Genomic DNA, 18,252 nt, shown 5'->3' on the forward strand with positions numbered 1-18,252 from the left:
GCTTTTTAACGCTTATAATTGTCTAGTAGCATAACGTTGTGTTTGACTAGAAAGAGCATTTCTGATGGCACCGAAAGCTAACTCAGTCGCTAGAGCCTGTAATTCTAAATGGTCCATAAAGTGAATTATCCTCCTTTAAGCTAGACCCATTATAGCACAGTTAGGTATAAAAAGATAGGGATATCAACTCCCTAGCTTAGAAAAGAAAAAAGAGGTTCATAGAAAACCTCTTGATAATTTATTTTTCTACTCGAACGCCCTCAGTATCCACCCGAAGCCGGAAGATTTGCCCCTTGAAATTCTGTTTTTGCAGAAGCTGATAAATCTTCTCTGTATTGTGCTTAGGCGATAAGACCATGACAGTTGGTCCCGCTCCTGAGATATAGGTTGCATAAGAGCCGTTTTTTCTGGCCAAGAACTTAATATCTGAAAATTCCTTAATCAAAGGCTGACGGTATTTTTCGTGGAACAAATCAGACTCGATAGCCCGACCAGCGATTTTCATATCACCTTTTAAAAGGGCTGCAATCGCAACATTGGCAATGGAGCTGGCCGCAACAGCTTCCTTGTAAGAAAGCCGATTTGGTAAGACTTGGCGGCTCTCAACCGTCCGAAGCTCATAGTCTGGGATATAGGCGATGAAGTCTGCGTCCGGAAAGTCCGCTACCACAGCAGATACCTGATTTCTAGATGAGCTAGATACGACCAAATTACCATAAATCGCTGGCGCAACATTGTCAGGATGACCTTCAATCTTTGTAGCGATTTTCAGTTTCTGATAATCCGACAAATTAAGATGAGCCAGCTGGTTGGCCAATTCAATCCCAGCCACAATGACCGAACTAGAAGACCCAAGTCCACGAGCCAATGGAATATCACTGGTCATTTTCAAACGGCGTGGCTGAATATCTGGAGCCAACTGCAGGGCAATCTTAACCAGTAAATTGCGTCGGTCCTTAGAAATTCTCGGATTGAGGTCATGCTCAATCACCCACTCCTGACTTTCTTCCAAGACTTCAATTTCCAGATATTTTGACAGGGCTACCCCAACGGAGTCAAAGCCAGGACCGATATTGGCACTGGTCGCTGGTACAATAATTTTCATCTTAATCTCCTAATACTTTGAAGGTATTGAGCAAGTCAAACTCAGCAACTTCTTTGAGCTTAGCAGTGACATTTTCCAGCTGTGTCTTGCTGACAGCATGGGTAATAATCACCACGCGAGCCTTCTCGCCGTCAGTACCTTCCTGCAGAATCTGCTTAAAGGAAACATCCTCAGCATTGAAAATCTCAGCCAAATGCAGAACTTGGCCTTTAGAATCAGGTGCCAAGATAGAGAAGTAATAGCTGCTCTTTACATCTTCTGGCTTAGCTAGCACAAGCTCACGGCTGAATTCATTAAAGGCCTTGCCAACTGTTCCTTCATTCAAACGGCGGCTAATACGGACAATATCTGCCACAACACTAGTTGCGGTTGGTTTTTGACCTGCTCCTGGTCCGTAGTACATGGATTCTCCGATACCGATGGACTCAACAAAGACAGCATTCATCACCCCATTGACACTAGCCAGAGGATGAGCTTTTGGCAGAAAAGTTGGAGCCACTTCTGCTGCAATACCTGATGCTGTTTCTTCGATAGAACCAACCAGCTTGACTACATAGCCCAGATCTTGAGCAACAGCCACATCTTCTGGTGTGATATGACGAATTCCCTGATGACCCACATCTTCAAACTTAACATTCATACCAAAAGCGAACTGACTAAGAATGACCATCTTGTAAGCCGCATCAATGCCATCTACATCATTGGTTGGGTCGCTTTCTGCAAAGCCAAGGCGTTGTGCCTCAGCAAGAGCATCTTCATAAGACCAACCCTCTTCCACCATCTTGGTCATCATAAAGTTAGAGGTCCCATTAACCACACCCAAGATACGGGTAATTTTGTCAGAAGCCAGTGAATTAACCAAGGTACGCAGGATCGGAATCCCACCGGCAACAGCTGCTTCATAATAGAGAGCTACATTTTGCTTTTGAGCAATTTCCAGCAACTCTGCTCCGTGAACAGCCAACAAGTCCTTATTGGCCGTTACTACATGTTTGCCAGCTTCAAGAGCACGAGTGATGAACGTTTTCGCTGGCTCAATCCGTCCCATCAATTCCACAACGATAGTAATCTCAGAATCATTCAGAATTTCTTCAACATTTGTTACAAAATTAAAGTCATTTCCAGCTGCTAAAAGACGATCTTTTTCAGCATCATCTTTAACCAAAACTTTAGCAACCTCAATCTCTGAATGAGCTGCTTGAACGATTTTTTCTCCGTTTTCTTTCAGCAAAAAAGGCACACCGCTAGCCACTGTTCCAAAACCAAGTAAAGCTATTTTAATAGACATGAAGCACTCCTTGAAAATTTCTTGTATAAAAAATATTATAACAAAATTATAAAAAAATGCCTACAAAACTACTTCTTTATTTGTTATAATAGATGTAAATTTCCGCAAGGAATTGTAATTTTTTTTAAAAAAGGAGATATTATGACAGGAAAACACCGAGGAAATCGCATGCAGCAACGCAAAGCTAGGAAACGGGCTATTTTGCTTTCTTTAACGAGTTTATTACTTTTTCTCGTCCTGATTGTAGGTGGCTTTTCTTTACTAGCCAAGTTGCAAAACTCGCATAATCAAAAAGAAGCTAATAACGTGTCAACGAACCAGGTCAATACTTCATCTAAAACTTCGTCAGCACCGACTCGGGAAAAAAAGACGGCTTCGGATGACAGCAGTAAAGACAAGGTCAAATGGGTCAAGCAAGACCAGCCAGTTCAAGTTCCTATCTTGATGTATCATGCCATTCACGTCATGGACCCATCAGAAGCAGCTAATGCTGGTTTGATTGTAGATCCAGCTACATTTGAAAGCCATCTGAAAGCCTTGAAAGACGCAGGCTACTATCCACTAACACCGGCAGAAGCATACAAGGTACTGACGGAGAATGTCTTGCCAGAAAATAAAAAAGTCGTCTGGCTGACCTTCGATGATAGTTTAAGGGATTTCTATACTAATGCCTTTCCACTTCTCCAGAAATATGACATGAAAGCAACCAATAATGTCATTACCGGATTTGTTCAAGCTGGTCGTGAAGATATGCTGACGCTAGATGAGATAAAGGAAATGAAGGACAAAGGTATGTCTTTTGAAGACCATACCGTCAACCATCCTGACCTCTCAGCGACTGCAGAAGACCAACAAAAAATTGAGTTAAAAGACTCCAAGTCTTACTTAGATAAAGAATTATCTCAAACCACAACCACCGTTGCCTATCCATCTGGACGATACAGCGATGCAACCTTGCAGATTGCTGAAAGCCTTGGCTACAAGATGGGACTGACAACCAATAACGGTCTAGCCTCCCTATCCAATGGCTTGCTCACACTTAACCGAGTACGCGTTAATCCAACCACCACTGCAGAAGACCTGCTAAATGAAATTGCAACCAACTAATCTTAAAAAGCTCGCTTCACTTGAAGCAGGCTTTTCTATTCCTATCCTATGATTATAACTTCTTTCAAACACCAAAAAACACCAGTTCTAAAGAACTGGTGTAAAGTTTTATTTAGACTTGATATAGTTGATACCATCCGCTTTGGGTGCAACTGATTTACCAAAGAAAGCGGCTAAAACAATGATTGTCAACGCATAAGGCGCGATACGAAGATAAACCGCAGGTATATGAGCAAGGAAAGGAATCTGTGTAGAAACAACAGCCAGGGCTTGGGAAAGTCCAAAGAAAAGACTTGAAAGCATAGCACCTATTGGATTCCATTTGCCAAAAATCATGGCAGCTAAAGCGATAAATCCAGGGCCAACAATCGTCGTAGCAGAGAAATTAACCGAAGCAGATTGAGCATACAAAGCTCCACCTACTCCTCCCAAAAATCCTGAAATCAACACTCCGTAGTAACGCATGAGATAAACGTTAATCCCTAATGTATCAGCAGCTTGAGGATGTTCACCTACTGAGCGTAAGCGAAGCCCAAATTTCGTCTTAAACATGATGAACCAAGCTAAAAATGAGAATCCAACAGCAATATAACCCATCAAGCTAGTATTCTTAAAGAAAATATCTCCAATAACAGGAATATTAGACAAAATTGGAAAATCAAATTTACCAAAGGACAAATCAATATTATTAGTTTGTCCTTTTCCATAAATAGCTTTCACAAGAAAGACAGCTAAAGCTGGCGCCAGCAAGTTCAGTACAGTACCGCTAACAACATGATCAGCACGAAAATTAATGGTTGCTACTGCATGAATCGCAGAAAAAATAAGACCAACTAAACCACCTGCGAGAAGAGAAAACCAAATAGTCATTCCTCCTAAGCTTTCAGCGAAAGTCAGGTTAAAAACAACTCCTGTAAAAGCTCCCATGACCATGATGCCTTCCAAGCCAACATTAACAACACCAGCATGCTCAGAATAAGCACCTCCAATACTGGTGAAAATGAGAGGAGCGGCATAGACCAGCATATTTGATACAAGTATTGTTAGAATAGCAACAATATTCATCTTTACTCTACTCCTTTCATTCGTTTTTTAGGTTTGATATATTTTTCAATAATGTAGTGAGCACTTACAAAGAAGATAATGGAAGCTGTTACAATATTGACAAGTTCTGGAGGAATAGTAGCCGTTGTCATACCAGGCGCACCAGTTTGCAATGTCCCAAGTAGAAACGCAGCAAAAATGATTCCGATAGGAGAGTTGCTAGCAAGAAGAGCAACTGCCATACCATTAAATCCAACAGCCAGAGATCCTGCTTGAACATAAACGTTCTGGAAAGTACCTATACCCTCAACTGCTCCTCCAATACCACAAAGAGCTCCAGAAATCACCATTGAAAGAATAATAGTACGTTTCGCCGACATCCCTGCATAATCTGAAGCATTTGGATTGAGACCTACTGAGCGAATTTCAAATCCAAGTGTGGTTTTCTTTATGATAAACCAAATTACAGCAACAGCAATCAAAGCAATGAAAATTCCAATATTCATACGTGACTTAGTAAGCTCTGTAAGAAAGTCTAGACGATAGCTAGCGTTTGCCGAAACAGGAATACTCGATTCGGAATCAACCATTAGTTTTTTAGGAAAATTCCGAATAATTTCATTTCCAGCAAAAAGAACAATATAGTTCATCATAATGGTAACAATAACTTCGCTTGTACCTAAAAATGCTCTTAACAAACCCGGAATTAAACCGATTAAACCACCGGCAACTGCTGCTACAAGGACAGTCAGCGGTAACATTGCAAAACGAGGAATGGTTGGAAAAGATAGGGCAAACCAAACAGCTGCAATCCAACCTGCCAAAGCTTGACCAGGTAAACCAACATTGAAAAAACCAGCACGACTAGCCACTGCAAACCCAAGAGCAATCAAAATTAGAGGCCCCATGGTTCGGAAAATTTCTCCAATATTTTTAATGGAACCAAAAGCTGTTTTGAACAACTCTTCATAACCCCACAAGGCATCATAACCAAAAATCCACATGATGATGGCGCCAAGTAAGATTCCTAAAAGAACTGAAATAAAAGGAATAGCAATTTGCTGTGTTTTTTTATCCATTAGAACCCTCCTTGATTTTTCCACCAGCCATGAGAATACCAAGCTCTTGCTTATTAGTTTCAGATGGCTTTACAATTCCTTGGATCTTTCCATCGTGAATAACAGCAATACGGTCTGATAAATTAAGAATTTCATCTAATTCAAAGCTGACAACAAGAACGGCTTTCCCTTTATCACGTTCAGAAATTAAGCGCTTATGAATATACTCAATCGCACCAACATCCAATCCGCGAGTAGGTTGACTGACAATTAATAGATCTGGATTACGATCAACTTCTCGAGCAATAATAGCTTTTTGTTGATTTCCCCCTGACAAAGCACCTGCTGGAACAAGTTCACTAGCTGCTCTAACGTCAAATTCTTCCATCAATTTACGGGCATATGAATTAATTTGATTATAATTCAAAACACCTTTGTTACTGAGCGGTTCTTTATAGTAAGTCTGGAGAGCAATATTTTCAGAAAGCATCATTTCAAGTACCAAACCATCACGATGACGATCCTCAGGTACATGACTTACTTGCATTTCTGTAATCTTTCGTGGAGAAAGTCCTACAACTTCCCTTCCTTTGATTTTAATACTTCCTGATTTTACTTTTCGAAGTCCTGTAATAGCCTGAATCAACTCACTCTGACCGTTACCGTCAATCCCAGCAACTCCTACGATTTCACCTGCATGAACATCAAGAGAAAGCTCTTTAACAGCTGGTACACCACGATTCTCATTCACTATCAAATCAGAAATTTGAAGTACAACGTCTTTCGGTTTAGCTTCTTCCTTTTCAGTAACAAAAGAAACCGAACGTCCAACCATCATTTCAGCCAAATCTTTATTTGAAACGCCCTCAATGCTAACAGTTTCAATTGATTTTCCACGGCGAATAACTGTGACACGATCCGCTACTGCTCGAATTTCATCTAGTTTATGAGTAATCAGGATAATAGATTTCCCTTCTTTAACAAGAGTTTTCATAATATCCATTAATTCCAAAATTTCAGCAGGGGTCAATACTGCCGTTGGCTCATCAAAGATCAAAATTTCGGCACCACGATAGAGGGTCTTCAGGATTTCTACACGTTGTTGGGCACCAACAGAAATATCTTCAACCTTAGCTGTTGGGTCAACAGCTAAACCATAGCGTTCTGATAATTCAAGGATATCTGCATTAGCTTTTTTCAAATCTAATACACCTTTATTCGTTATTTCGCTACCAAGAATAATGTTTTCAGCAACAGTAAATGCTTCAACCAACATAAAGTGCTGATGAACCATTCCTATTCCGAGAGCTGCAGCCCTAGAAGGAGAATCCAATTTTTCCGATTTTCCGTTGACAAAAATTTCTCCACTAGTTGGCTCTAATAGACCAGCCAACATATTCATCAAGGTAGATTTCCCAGCTCCATTTTCACCAAGAAGTGCATGAATCTCACCTTTCCGCAGTTGTAGGTTGATTTTGTCATTTGCGACAAATTCACCAAAAACTTTGGTTATCTCACGCATCTCAATGACATTTTCATGTGCCATTAGAGTATTCCTTTCTAGAAAATTATATTTTATTTCAGTAGAGCCTACTAATCAAGTTAGTAGGTTCTATTGAGACAAAATGTCTCAATACCCTAAAAAAGCAACCCAAGAAGGTTGGGTCGCTTCTGGATCTTTATTATTTTTCAGGTGCTTTTACACTACCATCAATAATCTGTTTCTTAGCATCTTCTACAGCTTTTTTAGCATCTTCAGATAGGTTAGAAGTTGTCAATTCAACTCCACCATCTTTCAAACCAAATGTAATTACTTTCCCACCCGGGAATTTACCATCAGCTGTTTGAGTAGCAATCTCTTGAACAGTTTTGCCAACTTGTTTTAAGCTGGAAGCAAGTACAAAGTTAGATTCCTTGCCATCTTTAGACTTATATTTACCTTCTTCAGCTTGATCACGATCGACACCGATTACCCAAACTTTTTCGTCTTCATTTTTCTTCTCATTCAAGTCTTTTGCTTCTTTAAAGACACCTGCTCCAGTACCACCTGCAGCTTGATAAACCACGTCAGCTCCTGCGGCATATTGGGTTGCAGCAATAGTTCTTCCTTTTTCAGGATTATTAAAGTCTTCGGCATATTGAATATCAACTGAAATATCTTTGTTAACAGACTTCACTCCTGCTTCAAAGCCTTTTTCAAAACGAGTGATAACTTCGCCACGTGCCCCTCCAATAAAACCAACTTTGTTAGTCTTCGTAGTTTTTGCAGCAGCAACACCTGCAAGATAAGCAGCTTCATTATCAGCAAAAACAGCAGACGCTACATTCTTCTTGTCTTTGATAACAGAATCAATAATAACATAATTAATATCAGCATTTTCATCAGCAGCAGCTGTAACAGCAGGTGCTAATTTATAACCAACGCCATAAACTAATTTATAGCCATTTGTAGCTGCTTGACTGAAGTTATTCGCAAAATCCGCTTCACTTGTAGACTGATAGTAAGTAAAGCCGTTATCTTTAGAAAGACCGTTTTCTTTACCCCAAGCTTGCAGACCTTCCCATGCAGACTGGTTAAATGACTTATCATCAACACCGCCAGTATCAGTTACGATAGCAGCCTTCAAATCAGTTTTTGCGTTTGAAGAATCTGAGCGAGAAGCACGGTTTCCACATGCAGCAAGTCCGAATGCTGCGACAGTTACTAGACCAAGACCTAGCCATTGTTTTTTGTTCATTTCTGAACCTCCTAAATAAGATGTGCAACACAGTTGCAAGTTTGAGTTTGGTCAGATGACCGATAACAGACTTATGTTAAATCTGTAAAAGAATATGGAAGTAATTCCTTGACCGTCATCACGACCGTCGATTTATCTTTAGCGACCAAGGTCACTTTTAGATCCTCAGCAAAAAATTCTGCCATTACTTGGCGGCAGGCACCACAAGGTGATATGGGTTTTTCCGTCTCACCGTAGACAATCAGCTCCTCGAAGTCTAAAGCTCCTTCTGAAACTGCCTTAAAAATAGCTGTCCGTTCTCCGCAGTTGGTCAAACCAAAACTGGCATTTTCAACGTTAACGCCAGTAAATACTCGTCCGTCTTTAGCGACTAAAACCGCTCCGATGGGGAAATGAGAATAGGGAACATAAGCATTTTTACTAGCTTGGACAGCCAAGTCAATCAACTCAGTAGTCGCCACTGGCTTCTTCTCCCTTCATAATCGCCACTCCGGCCGAAGTTCCGATCCGAGTCGCACCTGCTTCAATAAAGGACAGCGCATCTTCATAAGAACGAGCACCGCCAGAAGCCTTGACGCCCATGTCAGGACCAACTGTTTTTCTCATAAGGGCAACATCTTCGACTGTCGCACCGCCAGTTGAAAAACCTGTAGAGGTCTTAACAAAATCAGCTCCAGCTTTCTGAGCCAGTTGGCAGGCCTTAACCTTTTCCTCATCTGTCAGCAGGCAAGTTTCCAGAATCACCTTGACCAAGGTACCGTTTGCAGCTTCTACAACCGCACGGATGTCTCGCTCTACCAAATCATAATTTTTAGACTTCAGAGCGCCGACATTGATGACCATATCCACTTCGCCCGCACCCTTTTGGATTGCGTCCTTCGTTTCAAAAGCCTTTACATCGGAAGTATTGGCTCCTAAAGGAAAACCAATTGGCACACAAACCTTGACATCTGAGCCTTTCAGCTGCTCCGCAGCAAACTCTATCCAGGTTGGATTGACACAGATACTGGCAAAATCATAAACTTTTGCTTCTTCAATTAACTTCAGAATCTGCTCTTCTGACGCTTCTGGTTTTAAAAGCGTATGGTCTATGTATTTGTTTAATTTCATGTTGGCTTCTCCTAGAATTAAGCAATAACCTCGATAATCTCGCTTACTGCAACGCTTTCATCACCTATTTTAACATTTTTTTGAAATTCTGTAACTAGTTCTTGAGAAATTTTTTCATTTGAATAAATTTTTGCGAAAACTTCTCCAATTTCGACCTTGTCTCCGACTTTCTTTTCGAAAACAATTCCTGTTTCATAATTTAAGTCGTCAGATTTGACCGCGCGTCCTGCTCCAAGTCTCATGGCAAAGAGTCCGAATTCCATTGCAGGCAGTTCAGTGATATAGCCAGCCTGTTCTGCTTCTACTTCTATAATATGAGCTGCACTGGATGGACGATAGAGGTCTTCCAAGTCACCTCCTTGAGCAGCAATCATAGCTTCAAATTTCTTCAAAGCAGCACCGTTGGTCAACTGTTCTCTTACTTCTTCCACCGTTTTCTCAACATCTGCCAGTCCGAGCATAATCTGAGCCAACTCACAAATGAAAGTTGTGATGTCTTCACGACCCCTGCCCTGCAAGATATCCAAAGCTTCTAAGATTTCCAGACGATTGCCGATGCTGGTTCCCAAAGGCTGACTCATATCTGTCAAAACAGCTACCGTTTTTCTTCCGACAGCCTTGCCCAAATCTACCATAGTACGTGCTAGTACACGAGCGTCATCAATATTTTTCATAAAGGCGCCTTCACCTACCGTTACATCCAGAAGGATACTATCGGCACCAGCCGCAATCTTCTTACTCATAACAGAGCTCGCTATCAGCGGAATCGTATCAACAGTTGCTGTTACATCTCGCAAGGCATAGAGTAGCTTATCCGCCAAAACCAACTGATCAGACTGACCAATTACTGACAAGCCGATTTCCTGCACCTGCTTGATAAAGTCATCCTGACTGCGCTCTACCTGAAATCCTTTAATAGATTCCAATTTATCAATGGTTCCACCAGTATGACCCAGACCGCGGCCGCTCATTTTAGCAACAGGCACACCAAAGCTAGCCACCAAAGGAACCAAGACCAGAGTTACCTTATCACCAACACCGCCAGTAGAATGTTTATCTACTTTTATTCCCGAGATTTCTGACAAGTCAAACTGTTCACCGGTTCCAACCATTGTCATGGTTAAATCCGAAATTTCCCGAGTCGTCATGCCCTTAAAATAGACAGCCATCGCAAAGGCTGCCATCTGATAGTCTGGCACAGTCCCATCCACATAGCCCTCAATCAGCCACTGGATTTCCTGACTGGTAAGCTCAAGACCATCTCTCTTCTTTTGGATAATATCAACTGCACGCATCTTATTTTTCACTCCTTAAGATATAGTAGCCTTTGTCCTTCTTAACAATCTCACAGTTACTGAAGACAGCTTCCATCTTCGACTTGGCACTAGGTGCTCCTTGCTTCTTCTGAATCACAAGGGTCAAATCACCACCTTCTGTCAAATGCTCATAGCTTCCGCTGATAACCTCATGTACAACTTGCTTACCAGCACGGATAGGCGGATTACTGATAATATGGTCGAAAATGCCGTTGACCTTTTCATAAACATTCGACTGGAAGATATGAGCAGATACCTGATTCCTCTCAGCATTCTTCTGAGCCAAGTCCAAGGCCCGCTGGTTGATATCTACCATGGTCGCAGCCACTCCGTACGCTTTGGCTAAGGTCAAACCTAATGGGCCATAACCACAGCCAACATCCAGCACCCGTTCTCCAGCTTCAAAGTCCAAGACAGACAAAAGAACCCGACTGCCATAATCAATCATCTTTTTACTGAAGACACCAGCATCTGTCAAAAAAGTCAGCTGCTGTCCTAACAGTTCTACATTTAATTCATGAATATCATGTTTGGCATCAGGATTTTCTGCAAAATACATTTTAGTCATACAACCATTTTATCATAATTTTCCTAGATTTGTAAATCGTTTTCATTTCTCCAAAAAGTATGTTATACTAAAGTCCATCATACAGGAGTAACTTATGACTAACGAATTTCTTCACTTTGAAAAAATCAGCCGCCATACATGGCAAAACCTGCATCGTAAAACAACTCCGCCTCTGACCCAGGCCGAGCTTAATTCTATCAAGAGTTTCAATGACAAAATTAGCCTGCAAGACGTGACGGACATTTACCTCCCCTTGACCAATCTCATTCAGATTTATAAACGTTCTAAGGAAGACTTGGCTTTTTCCAAGGGGATTTTTCTACAAAAAGAGAGCCGGAAACAGCCCTTTATCATCGGAGTTTCTGGCAGTGTGGCCGTTGGGAAATCCACCACCAGCCGTTTGCTGCAGATTCTGCTTTCTCGGACTTTTTCAAATGCGACAGTTGAGCTAGTTACCACAGACGGTTTTTTATTTCCCAATCAAATTTTAGAAGCTAACGGCATTTTAAATCGCAAGGGTTTCCCAGAAAGCTATAATATGGAGCTGCTTCTTTCCTTTCTGGACAGTATAAAAAACGGTCAGGATTTCCAAATTCCCGTCTATTCACATGAGACTTACGATATCGTCCCTCAGGAAATGCAAGAGGTAAAGGCTGCTGACTTTGTTATTGTCGAAGGCATCAATGTTTTCCAGAATCCTCAGAACGAGCGTCTCTATATGACAGACTTCTTTGACTTTTCTATCTATGTCGATGCAGAAGTCGAAAACATTGAAAACTGGTATCTGGATCGCTTTAAAAAAATGCTGACGCTGGCTGAAAACGACCCAAAAAACTACTACCATCGCTTCACCACTCAATCAGAAGAGGAAGTGGTAGCTTTCGCCCATAATGTCTGGAAAAGCATTAATCTTGTCAACCTACTAGACTACATTGAGCCAACCCGCAATCGGGCAGAAATTATCCTGCACAAAGCTGGAAATCATGAAATTGATGAAATTTACTTAAAAAAATAAAAAAGCTTGTCAAATCCTAACTTTTCATATATAATTAGATAGTTAGTATTTTCAATGGAGGTGAAAGAACTTGGCAAACATTAAATCAGCTATCAAACGCGCTGAATTGAACGTGAAACATAACGAAAAAAACTCAGCTCAAAAGTCAGCTATGCGTACTGCAATCAAAGCATTTGAAGCAAACCCATCTGAAGAACTTTTCCGTGCTGCTAGCTCAGCTATCGATAAAGCAGAAACAAAAGGTTTGATCCACAAAAACAAAGCAAGCCGCGATAAAGCACGCCTTTCAGCTAAACTTGCTAAATAATGCATACAAAGGGAGCTCTCAGGAGCTTTTTTTGTTTCTAATATAAAGGAGATAGGGATGAAAATAGCAGTTATTGGTTATTCCGGTTCTGGCAAATCCACTTTAGCAGCACAACTGTCCCACCACTACTCCATTCCCAAACTTCACATGGATAGATTGCAGTTCCAACCTGGATGGAAGGATAGTGACCGTGATTGGATGAGTGAACAGATGGATAATTTTTTATCAAAAAATACCAACTGGATTATTGATGGCAACTATTCTTGGTGTTTTTATGAACGCCGGATGGCAGAAGCCGACCAAATCATCTTTCTGAACTTCTCTCGCTGGAACTGCCTCTATCGAGCTTTCAAACGCTATCTAAAATACCGTAACCGGACCAGAGAAAGCATGGCTCCCGGCTGCTCCGAAAAGTTTGACTGGGAGTTTATCTGCTGGGTTCTTTGGAAAGGACGGCGTCAAACAGCACTGGCAAGATATAAGAGAATCCGACAAACCTTTCCTCAGAAATTCTACGAATTAAGGAACCAAAAAGAACTGAACAGCTTCTTACAGAACCTAAAAACAAGCGAGCCCTAATGACTCACTTGTTTTTATTTGATTTCTTTTTCTGTGGGAAAAGAGGTAGGCCTAAAGAAGCTATTTTTTCAGCTGGAACCTTCATGCCATCCTTAATCCACTTGGAAAGAACGGAAACAACTGCCGAACTCCAGAAGGAATTCATGTAAGAATTAGTCGTTTTCTTAGCATTGCGATTGCGCTTTTCCAAAAAGTCAAACACGGCCTGAGTCAGCAGCTTTTCAAAATTATAATCAATGGCTAGACTGATAACCCGAGCTTCTTTCTTGGCTTCCTTAAAAAGAAAAAGCCAAATTTGGTACATCTCAGTTTTAAAGTTAAACTCTTCCAATTTATCCGTAATACCTTGAACAGTGTTTTTAAAAATCTCTTCCAGAATCTGCTCTTTAGAGCTATAATTACGGTAAAATGCAGCGCGGGAAACCCCTGCTCGCTCAACCAGCTCTGAAATTGTGATCTTTTTGAGTTCTTTCTTCTCAAGCAACTGCATGAGAGAGATTTCTAGAGACTCTCTCGTGATTTGATTGGATTCCTGATTGTATTTCTTTAAATTTGCGAGTGATTTCTCCGATATTTTCTTTTCCGACATAACAATTTCTTCCCTCTTGTATCAGCTGACAGTTTCCGCTTTTTAGTAAGCATTCTTCATGTTATAATTTTAAAAAAAGACAGGTTTTTTGTCAATTTTTTTATTGTACATACTTGACAAAAAAGGAGAAAAATATGACTTGGAAAATTATAGCTGACTCTGGCTGTGACTTTCGTGAAATGGCAAACTTGGCCAAAGACACCCGGTTTGAAAGTGTTCCCTTGACCATTCAAGTGGAAAATGAAATCTTTGTAGATGATAAGCAACTTGATATTGATTTTATGATGGAGAAGATGTATGCTTCTTCTGCCGCTTCTAAGTCTGCCTGCCCTAGTCCAGATGACTATCTCAAAAGCTTTGAGGGAGCCGACAAGATTTTTGTGGTGACTATCACTGGAACTCTATCTGGCAGCAATAATAGTGCACAGGTTGCTAAGAAAATCTTTTTGGAAGAACATCCTGATGCTCAGATTCATGTCATTGATAGTCTTTCTGCTGGTGGCGAAGTAGACTTGCTTGTAACCAAGCTTAATGAACTCATTCAGCAAGACCTAAGCTTTGATGAAGTTGTTGAAGTCATTAATCGCTATCAGGAGAAAACAAAACTTCTCTTCGTTCTAGCAAAAGTAGATAACTTGGTCAAAAACGGCCGACTGAGCAAACTTCTGGGAACCGTTGTCGGCTTGCTCAATATCCGTATGGTCGGTGAAGCTAGCCAGACTGGTACTCTAGAGCTTCTGCAAAAGGCACGCGGTCCCAAAAAGGCCCTTGCTTCTGCAATCGAAGAGCTACTCAAAGCCGGTTACAAGGGTGGCCGACTCATCATCGCTCACCGCAATAACGAAAAATTCTGCCAGCAATTTAGTCAACTGGTACAAGAAAAGTATCCTCAAGCTCAAATCGAAACGGTGCCGACTTCAGGTCTCTGCAGCTTCTATGCTGAAGAAGGCGGAATCTTAATGGGCTACGAAATTTAATAAGGTATCTAAAAAAGTAAAGGATTAGGCTCAAATAATTGACCTAATCCTTTACTTTTTCGATTTAATTCGCTATAATAAAACCAAGTAAAGGAGTTGATATTATGGCCAGAGGAAGAGGCGCCGCAAGCCCCCAAGATAAGGAAGCAAGTCTTCTCATTTCTAAAAAGCTCAAAGAACTTCTCAAGGAAACAGGTAAAAAACAAGTTGAGCTATCTCGTGAAACAGGCATTCCCGCTAGTACACTGACTGGCTATATCAAAGGGACATCTCTGCCTATCGCAGCCAATCTAGAAAAGATTGCAAGATTTTTCGACGTAGAGGTTGAAGAAATCGACCCTCGTTACCGACTAATTGCAGATATCCCTCAACAATTTCCCGATTTAAATCGTATTTATCAGCAACTTGACCAAGACAGACAGGAGAAAGGATTAAAGCTACTAGAAGCTAGCCTGACTGAGCAAGAAACACAAGCTAGCTTAAAGGACGACTACTTCCCCTACTTGGTCTATGAAAATTACTATCTCTCTCAGCATAAGCCTGAACAAGCTGATTTAGTCTGGCTGGACAGAGAAATTGACTACGATATTGCCCTTTGGGTACGAACTGACTCGTTAGAGCCCAAGTATCCGAGAGATTCTGTAGCCCTAATCAAGCAGACTCATTTCGAACTTGCCGGCGCTATCTATGCTATTGACTATGACGGTCAAACCATTATAAAAAGAGTCTTCAACGATCCATCCGGTATTCGTCTAATTTCCCTTAATAAAAAATACAGTGATAAGTTTATCCCGCATGAGGAAGAACCTAAACTTATCGGTCGAGTTATGGCGACTTTCATGCCACTGGATGTAGAAAAAATAAAGAAAAACAAATAACAGTTCTGCAAATGTACAGAGCTGTTATTTTTACAGTCAAAAAATCAGAAAGTCTTTCGACTTCCTGATGCTTGTTTAATAAAATACTGCTAAATCTTCATTCAGCTTCTTCATGTAGTGTTTGTGGACTATGTAAGACAACACAGCTAAGCCTGCTAAAACTAGAGCAACTATCACATAAATTACCAGAGGCGCAAGAACATTGGATATAAAGAAGAGAAGAGTAATGACAATCAACATTCCTAAAATCAGAGCGATGGCTAAGAGAGTTTTCACCATATTATTATCTCGGCTCATCAATTCTGTGACATTGGACCAATTAGTCACAAAATGCTTGTAGTCTCGGTAGTAACCCCAAGAACTCCACATTAGGCTAATTAAGGCCCAAACAATCACCATGCCCAAGAAAGTGACTGGATGCATACCGGAAACAAGGCTGGTTATGAAAAGCAAGGTCAGAGGCAGGATAGACTGGACGGCAAAGAGCTGCCAAAACTTCAGATGAATATACTGCTTCAAATCAAAGGGGAGAACCTTGAGATAATCAAAATTTTCCCTTTCCAAAGAAATCCCAATAGCCGTAAGGTTGCTGCCGCCTGAGTTTAGTGTTGCAATCAAAACAGCCAGAGCCATCATTGGCAAGAGGAAACGCGGTTCCAGATAAGGAGTCAAAGACAGGCCGCCTTGTATCATCCCCATTCCCATACTGAAAATGACAATGTAAGGGAGAAAGGCCGACATAAAGATAGCTTGCATAATGACAGAACCCTCGCTCAAGAGCCTGGTATTGTAGCGCCAGACAAACTTTTTGAGATTTTTTGCTTCCGCAATATTGATGTCATGCACGCGCTCCCGCTTTCCTACTGAGGAACCCGTCATGAGAGCTGCCTCATAGAATTCTGGAATCACCTTGGTCTTTACGATGAAAAATAGAAGAGCCGCAACTGCCACCCATCCCAAAAATCCCAGCAAGGAAGCTGCACGAAAAGGATGAAGAATAAAATCATAAAATGCCTGAACTGGAGGGAAGAAAGCTTTAACCTCTGTACGATTTACAACGCTTCTGCTGTTCATTTGATTAATCATAAAATAGAGGAAAAAGGAGCCGACGGAAACAAGAGCCAGAATGACATTGGACAGGATGGTCTTGTACTTTCTGAAAAAGGCTGTCTTGGTAATAAAGTGGACGGCAATCAAAATCAGAAAGGTGATGACTGAACTTAAAATCAGAATAGCAAGCAAAGCCAAGGGCAGGCCCAAGAAAGGATTCCCACCTTGAAAAGCCAGAACCAAGAAATAACTGAACATAGGCAGAATGGCAATCAGCAAGGTCAGAATAACCGAAATGCTTTTGCCGACAATGATTTCTGCTTCGCTAAAAGCATAGGGACGATAAGACTGCAAGTCCTTGCTTTCATAAAAGACATTGTAAAAAACCAGAAAGCCCTGAGACATAGAAAAGAGAGCAAAAGCGGAAACCAAATTGGCAAAGAGCCCCGGATTGCCAACCAGTTGGTTCAGGGAGCCCATCAAGCCGAAAAGAAAGAGATAGACCAGTCCTAAAATCAGATACATGCGGATGGCCTTCAGCGATACATTGACCTTGCGCTCAGGATTCTTAGCTTGCATCTTGCGGTACTGTTGCAGCTGAGACGGCTGAATAGCATAGAGGATGTTGATATCAACGAGTTTTTTTATAGCTTTAATGCGCATCAGGACTCACCTCTTCTCTGCGGCCTGCTAGACCAAGATAAATGGTTTCAAGAGACTGTTCTGGATGTTGGCCTTTTAGTTCTTCAATGGTTCCATAGAAAATCAATTTCCCTTTTTTGAGAATGGCCACCTTATCACAGAGCTGCTCTGCCACTTCTAAGACGTGGGTTGAAAAGAGAACTGTATTTCCTTTATCTGCATGCTGGCGCATCATCTGCTTGAGGTCAAAAGCTGCCTGCGGATCAAGACCAGTCAGCGGCTCATCCAGAACCCAAATATCCGGATCAGACAAAAGTGCCGCTATGACGAAGACTTTTTGCCTCATCCCATGAGAAAATGAATCAATGACCTCATACCGATGAGAGCCAAAGTCGAAAATATGGAGCAGATTTCCCAACCGCTCTTCGACTTCAGCATTTGTCATATCGTAAGAAGTCGCTACCAGCTCCCAAAACTCATTGGCAGTTAGGCGCAAAAATAGATCTGGCGAATCGGCTACATAGCCAATTTTTTTCTTGATTTCCAAGCGATTAGCGGATAATTCTTTCCCATCCACAAAAATCTGTCCACTGCTAGGATTGATAACGCTGACCAATGACTTAATGGTAGTAGATTTGCCGGCGCCATTGTGACCAATCAGACCGACGATTTCTCCGCTCTGCAAGGTCAGATTCAGCTGATTGAGAGCTACCGTTCCTTCATAAACTTTAGTGACATCTTTAAATTCAATCATAAGAGAGCTCCTTTACCGATTTCTATACAGATTAGTATACTCTTTTTGCGGCTTTTTGTCTCGTCTCTGCCTAACGACTGCTACAAGATAAAGCTAAAAGCAGCTGAACTTCATCTAACTATGAAAT

General features: G+C 41.3%; 19 protein-coding genes. 6 read left to right on the plus strand and 13 right to left on the minus strand.

Annotated elements, in window-relative coordinates:
* Window positions 1-238: 238 nt before the first annotated feature.
* Window positions 239-1,105, minus strand: coding sequence for a homoserine kinase (thrB, locus tag MFP28_RS06650; RefSeq protein WP_002906678.1), 867 nt, complete (start codon window positions 1,103-1,105; stop codon window positions 239-241).
* Window position 1,106: 1 nt separating this feature from the next.
* Window positions 1,107-2,393: a homoserine dehydrogenase gene (locus MFP28_RS06655; RefSeq protein ID WP_002906679.1), complete on the minus strand. Its 1,287-nt coding sequence runs from the start codon at window positions 2,391-2,393 to the stop codon at window positions 1,107-1,109.
* A gap of 141 nt (window positions 2,394-2,534) precedes the next feature.
* Here MFP28_RS06655 and MFP28_RS06660 point away from each other — a divergent pair, with 141 nt between their 5' ends.
* Entirely contained in the window at window positions 2,535-3,500 is a 966-nt protein-coding gene (locus MFP28_RS06660) for a polysaccharide deacetylase family protein (RefSeq protein WP_032915937.1), read from the plus strand.
* 108 nt (window positions 3,501-3,608) lie between these two features.
* Here the strand turns inward: MFP28_RS06660 and MFP28_RS06665 are convergent, their stop codons facing one another.
* The 8 genes from MFP28_RS06665 to MFP28_RS06700 form a co-directional block, all read right to left on the minus strand.
* Window positions 3,609-4,565 (minus strand): ABC transporter permease, encoded by a 957-nt coding sequence (locus tag MFP28_RS06665; RefSeq protein WP_002906682.1) that lies wholly within the window; start codon window positions 4,563-4,565, stop codon window positions 3,609-3,611.
* Between the two features lie 2 nt (window positions 4,566-4,567).
* Window positions 4,568-5,623, minus strand: a complete 1,056-nt coding sequence (locus MFP28_RS06670) for an ABC transporter permease (RefSeq protein WP_002906683.1) — start codon at window positions 5,621-5,623, stop codon at window positions 4,568-4,570.
* Window positions 5,616-7,148, minus strand: coding sequence for an ABC transporter ATP-binding protein (locus MFP28_RS06675; protein WP_002900481.1), 1,533 nt, complete (start codon window positions 7,146-7,148; stop codon window positions 5,616-5,618). Before MFP28_RS06675 ends, MFP28_RS06670 begins: the two co-directional genes overlap by 8 nt.
* A gap of 136 nt (window positions 7,149-7,284) precedes the next feature.
* Window positions 7,285-8,340, minus strand: coding sequence for a BMP family lipoprotein (locus tag MFP28_RS06680; RefSeq protein ID WP_002906684.1), 1,056 nt, complete (start codon window positions 8,338-8,340; stop codon window positions 7,285-7,287).
* A gap of 71 nt (window positions 8,341-8,411) precedes the next feature.
* Window positions 8,412-8,801, minus strand: a complete 390-nt coding sequence (locus tag MFP28_RS06685) for a cytidine deaminase (RefSeq protein ID WP_002906685.1) — start codon at window positions 8,799-8,801, stop codon at window positions 8,412-8,414.
* On the minus strand, window positions 8,788-9,450 hold the full coding sequence (gene deoC / locus MFP28_RS06690) for a deoxyribose-phosphate aldolase (protein WP_002906686.1): 663 nt from the start codon (window positions 9,448-9,450) through the stop codon (window positions 8,788-8,790). The genes MFP28_RS06685 and deoC overlap by 14 nt, the downstream gene beginning before the upstream one ends.
* 17 nt (window positions 9,451-9,467) lie before the next feature.
* Window positions 9,468-10,745, minus strand: a complete 1,278-nt coding sequence (locus tag MFP28_RS06695) for a pyrimidine-nucleoside phosphorylase (RefSeq protein WP_032915940.1) — start codon at window positions 10,743-10,745, stop codon at window positions 9,468-9,470.
* Between the two features lies 1 nt (window position 10,746).
* A complete protein-coding gene (locus MFP28_RS06700) occupies window positions 10,747-11,334 on the minus strand; it encodes a class I SAM-dependent methyltransferase (protein ID WP_002906689.1) in 588 nt (195 codons plus the stop codon).
* Window positions 11,335-11,428: 94 nt separating this feature from the next.
* On the opposite strand from MFP28_RS06700, the gene coaA reads away from it, so the two are divergent.
* The 3 genes from coaA (at window position 11,429) to MFP28_RS06715 (ending at window position 13,235) form a co-directional block, all read left to right on the plus strand.
* Window positions 11,429-12,349 carry a type I pantothenate kinase gene (coaA, locus tag MFP28_RS06705; RefSeq protein ID WP_002906691.1) on the plus strand — a complete coding sequence of 307 codons (921 nt, stop codon included), beginning with the start codon at window positions 11,429-11,431 and terminating at the stop codon, window positions 12,347-12,349.
* Between the two features lie 70 nt (window positions 12,350-12,419).
* Entirely contained in the window at window positions 12,420-12,656 is a 237-nt protein-coding gene (gene rpsT, locus MFP28_RS06710) for a 30S ribosomal protein S20 (protein ID WP_002895661.1), read from the plus strand.
* 57 nt (window positions 12,657-12,713) lie between these two features.
* Window positions 12,714-13,235, plus strand: a complete 522-nt coding sequence (locus tag MFP28_RS06715) for a DNA topology modulation protein (RefSeq protein ID WP_002906693.1) — start codon at window positions 12,714-12,716, stop codon at window positions 13,233-13,235.
* Between the two features lie 4 nt (window positions 13,236-13,239).
* Here MFP28_RS06715 and MFP28_RS06720 read toward each other — a convergent pair whose 3' ends face one another.
* Window positions 13,240-13,824, minus strand: coding sequence for a TetR/AcrR family transcriptional regulator (locus MFP28_RS06720; RefSeq protein WP_002906696.1), 585 nt, complete (start codon window positions 13,822-13,824; stop codon window positions 13,240-13,242).
* Between the two features lie 134 nt (window positions 13,825-13,958).
* On the opposite strand from MFP28_RS06720, the gene MFP28_RS06725 reads away from it, so the two are divergent.
* Both MFP28_RS06725 and MFP28_RS06730 read left to right on the plus strand, forming a co-directional pair.
* The gene (locus tag MFP28_RS06725; protein WP_002906698.1) at window positions 13,959-14,801 is read left to right on the plus strand and encodes a DegV family protein; all 843 of its coding nucleotides are present in this window, start codon (window positions 13,959-13,961) and stop codon (window positions 14,799-14,801) included.
* A gap of 104 nt (window positions 14,802-14,905) precedes the next feature.
* A complete protein-coding gene (locus MFP28_RS06730; protein ID WP_002900492.1) occupies window positions 14,906-15,679 on the plus strand; it encodes an XRE family transcriptional regulator in 774 nt (257 codons plus the stop codon).
* Window positions 15,680-15,754: 75 nt separating this feature from the next.
* Here the strand turns inward: MFP28_RS06730 and MFP28_RS06735 are convergent, their stop codons facing one another.
* Both MFP28_RS06735 and MFP28_RS06740 read right to left on the minus strand, forming a co-directional pair.
* On the minus strand, window positions 15,755-17,392 hold the full coding sequence (locus tag MFP28_RS06735) for a hypothetical protein (protein WP_002906699.1): 1,638 nt from the start codon (window positions 17,390-17,392) through the stop codon (window positions 15,755-15,757).
* A complete protein-coding gene (locus tag MFP28_RS06740) occupies window positions 17,382-18,125 on the minus strand; it encodes an ABC transporter ATP-binding protein (RefSeq protein ID WP_002906701.1) in 744 nt (247 codons plus the stop codon). The genes MFP28_RS06735 and MFP28_RS06740 overlap by 11 nt, the downstream gene beginning before the upstream one ends.
* Between the last annotated feature and the right edge of the window lie 127 nt (window positions 18,126-18,252).

The sequence above is a fragment of the Streptococcus sanguinis genome, assembly GCF_050234405.1.
Classification (GTDB): Bacteria; Bacillota; Bacilli; order Lactobacillales; family Streptococcaceae; genus Streptococcus; species Streptococcus sanguinis_W.

What these genes read in the sequence shown, in the direction of transcription:
- thrB (WP_002906678.1), bottom strand. Translation starts at nt 1,105, where the DNA reads ATGAAAATTATTGTACCAGCGACCAGTGCCAATATCGGTCCTGGCTTT.
- MFP28_RS06655 (WP_002906679.1), bottom strand. Translation starts at nt 2,393, where the DNA reads ATGTCTATTAAAATAGCTTTACTTGGTTTTGGAACAGTGGCTAGCGGT.
- MFP28_RS06660 (WP_032915937.1), top strand. Translation starts at nt 2,535, where the DNA reads ATGACAGGAAAACACCGAGGAAATCGCATGCAGCAACGCAAAGCTAGG.
- MFP28_RS06665 (WP_002906682.1), bottom strand. Translation starts at nt 4,565, where the DNA reads ATGAATATTGTTGCTATTCTAACAATACTTGTATCAAATATGCTGGTC.
- MFP28_RS06670 (WP_002906683.1), bottom strand. Translation starts at nt 5,623, where the DNA reads ATGGATAAAAAAACACAGCAAATTGCTATTCCTTTTATTTCAGTTCTT.
- MFP28_RS06675 (WP_002900481.1), bottom strand. Translation starts at nt 7,148, where the DNA reads ATGGCACATGAAAATGTCATTGAGATGCGTGAGATAACCAAAGTTTTT.
- MFP28_RS06680 (WP_002906684.1), bottom strand. Translation starts at nt 8,340, where the DNA reads ATGAACAAAAAACAATGGCTAGGTCTTGGTCTAGTAACTGTCGCAGCA.
- deoC (WP_002906686.1), bottom strand. Translation starts at nt 9,450, where the DNA reads ATGAAATTAAACAAATACATAGACCATACGCTTTTAAAACCAGAAGCG.
- MFP28_RS06695 (WP_032915940.1), bottom strand. Translation starts at nt 10,745, where the DNA reads ATGCGTGCAGTTGATATTATCCAAAAGAAGAGAGATGGTCTTGAGCTT.
- MFP28_RS06700 (WP_002906689.1), bottom strand. Translation starts at nt 11,334, where the DNA reads ATGACTAAAATGTATTTTGCAGAAAATCCTGATGCCAAACATGATATT.
- coaA (WP_002906691.1), top strand. Translation starts at nt 11,429, where the DNA reads ATGACTAACGAATTTCTTCACTTTGAAAAAATCAGCCGCCATACATGG.
- MFP28_RS06715 (WP_002906693.1), top strand. Translation starts at nt 12,714, where the DNA reads ATGAAAATAGCAGTTATTGGTTATTCCGGTTCTGGCAAATCCACTTTA.
- MFP28_RS06720 (WP_002906696.1), bottom strand. Translation starts at nt 13,824, where the DNA reads ATGTCGGAAAAGAAAATATCGGAGAAATCACTCGCAAATTTAAAGAAA.
- MFP28_RS06725 (WP_002906698.1), top strand. Translation starts at nt 13,959, where the DNA reads ATGACTTGGAAAATTATAGCTGACTCTGGCTGTGACTTTCGTGAAATG.
- MFP28_RS06730 (WP_002900492.1), top strand. Translation starts at nt 14,906, where the DNA reads ATGGCCAGAGGAAGAGGCGCCGCAAGCCCCCAAGATAAGGAAGCAAGT.
- MFP28_RS06735 (WP_002906699.1), bottom strand. Translation starts at nt 17,392, where the DNA reads ATGCGCATTAAAGCTATAAAAAAACTCGTTGATATCAACATCCTCTAT.
- MFP28_RS06740 (WP_002906701.1), bottom strand. Translation starts at nt 18,125, where the DNA reads ATGATTGAATTTAAAGATGTCACTAAAGTTTATGAAGGAACGGTAGCT.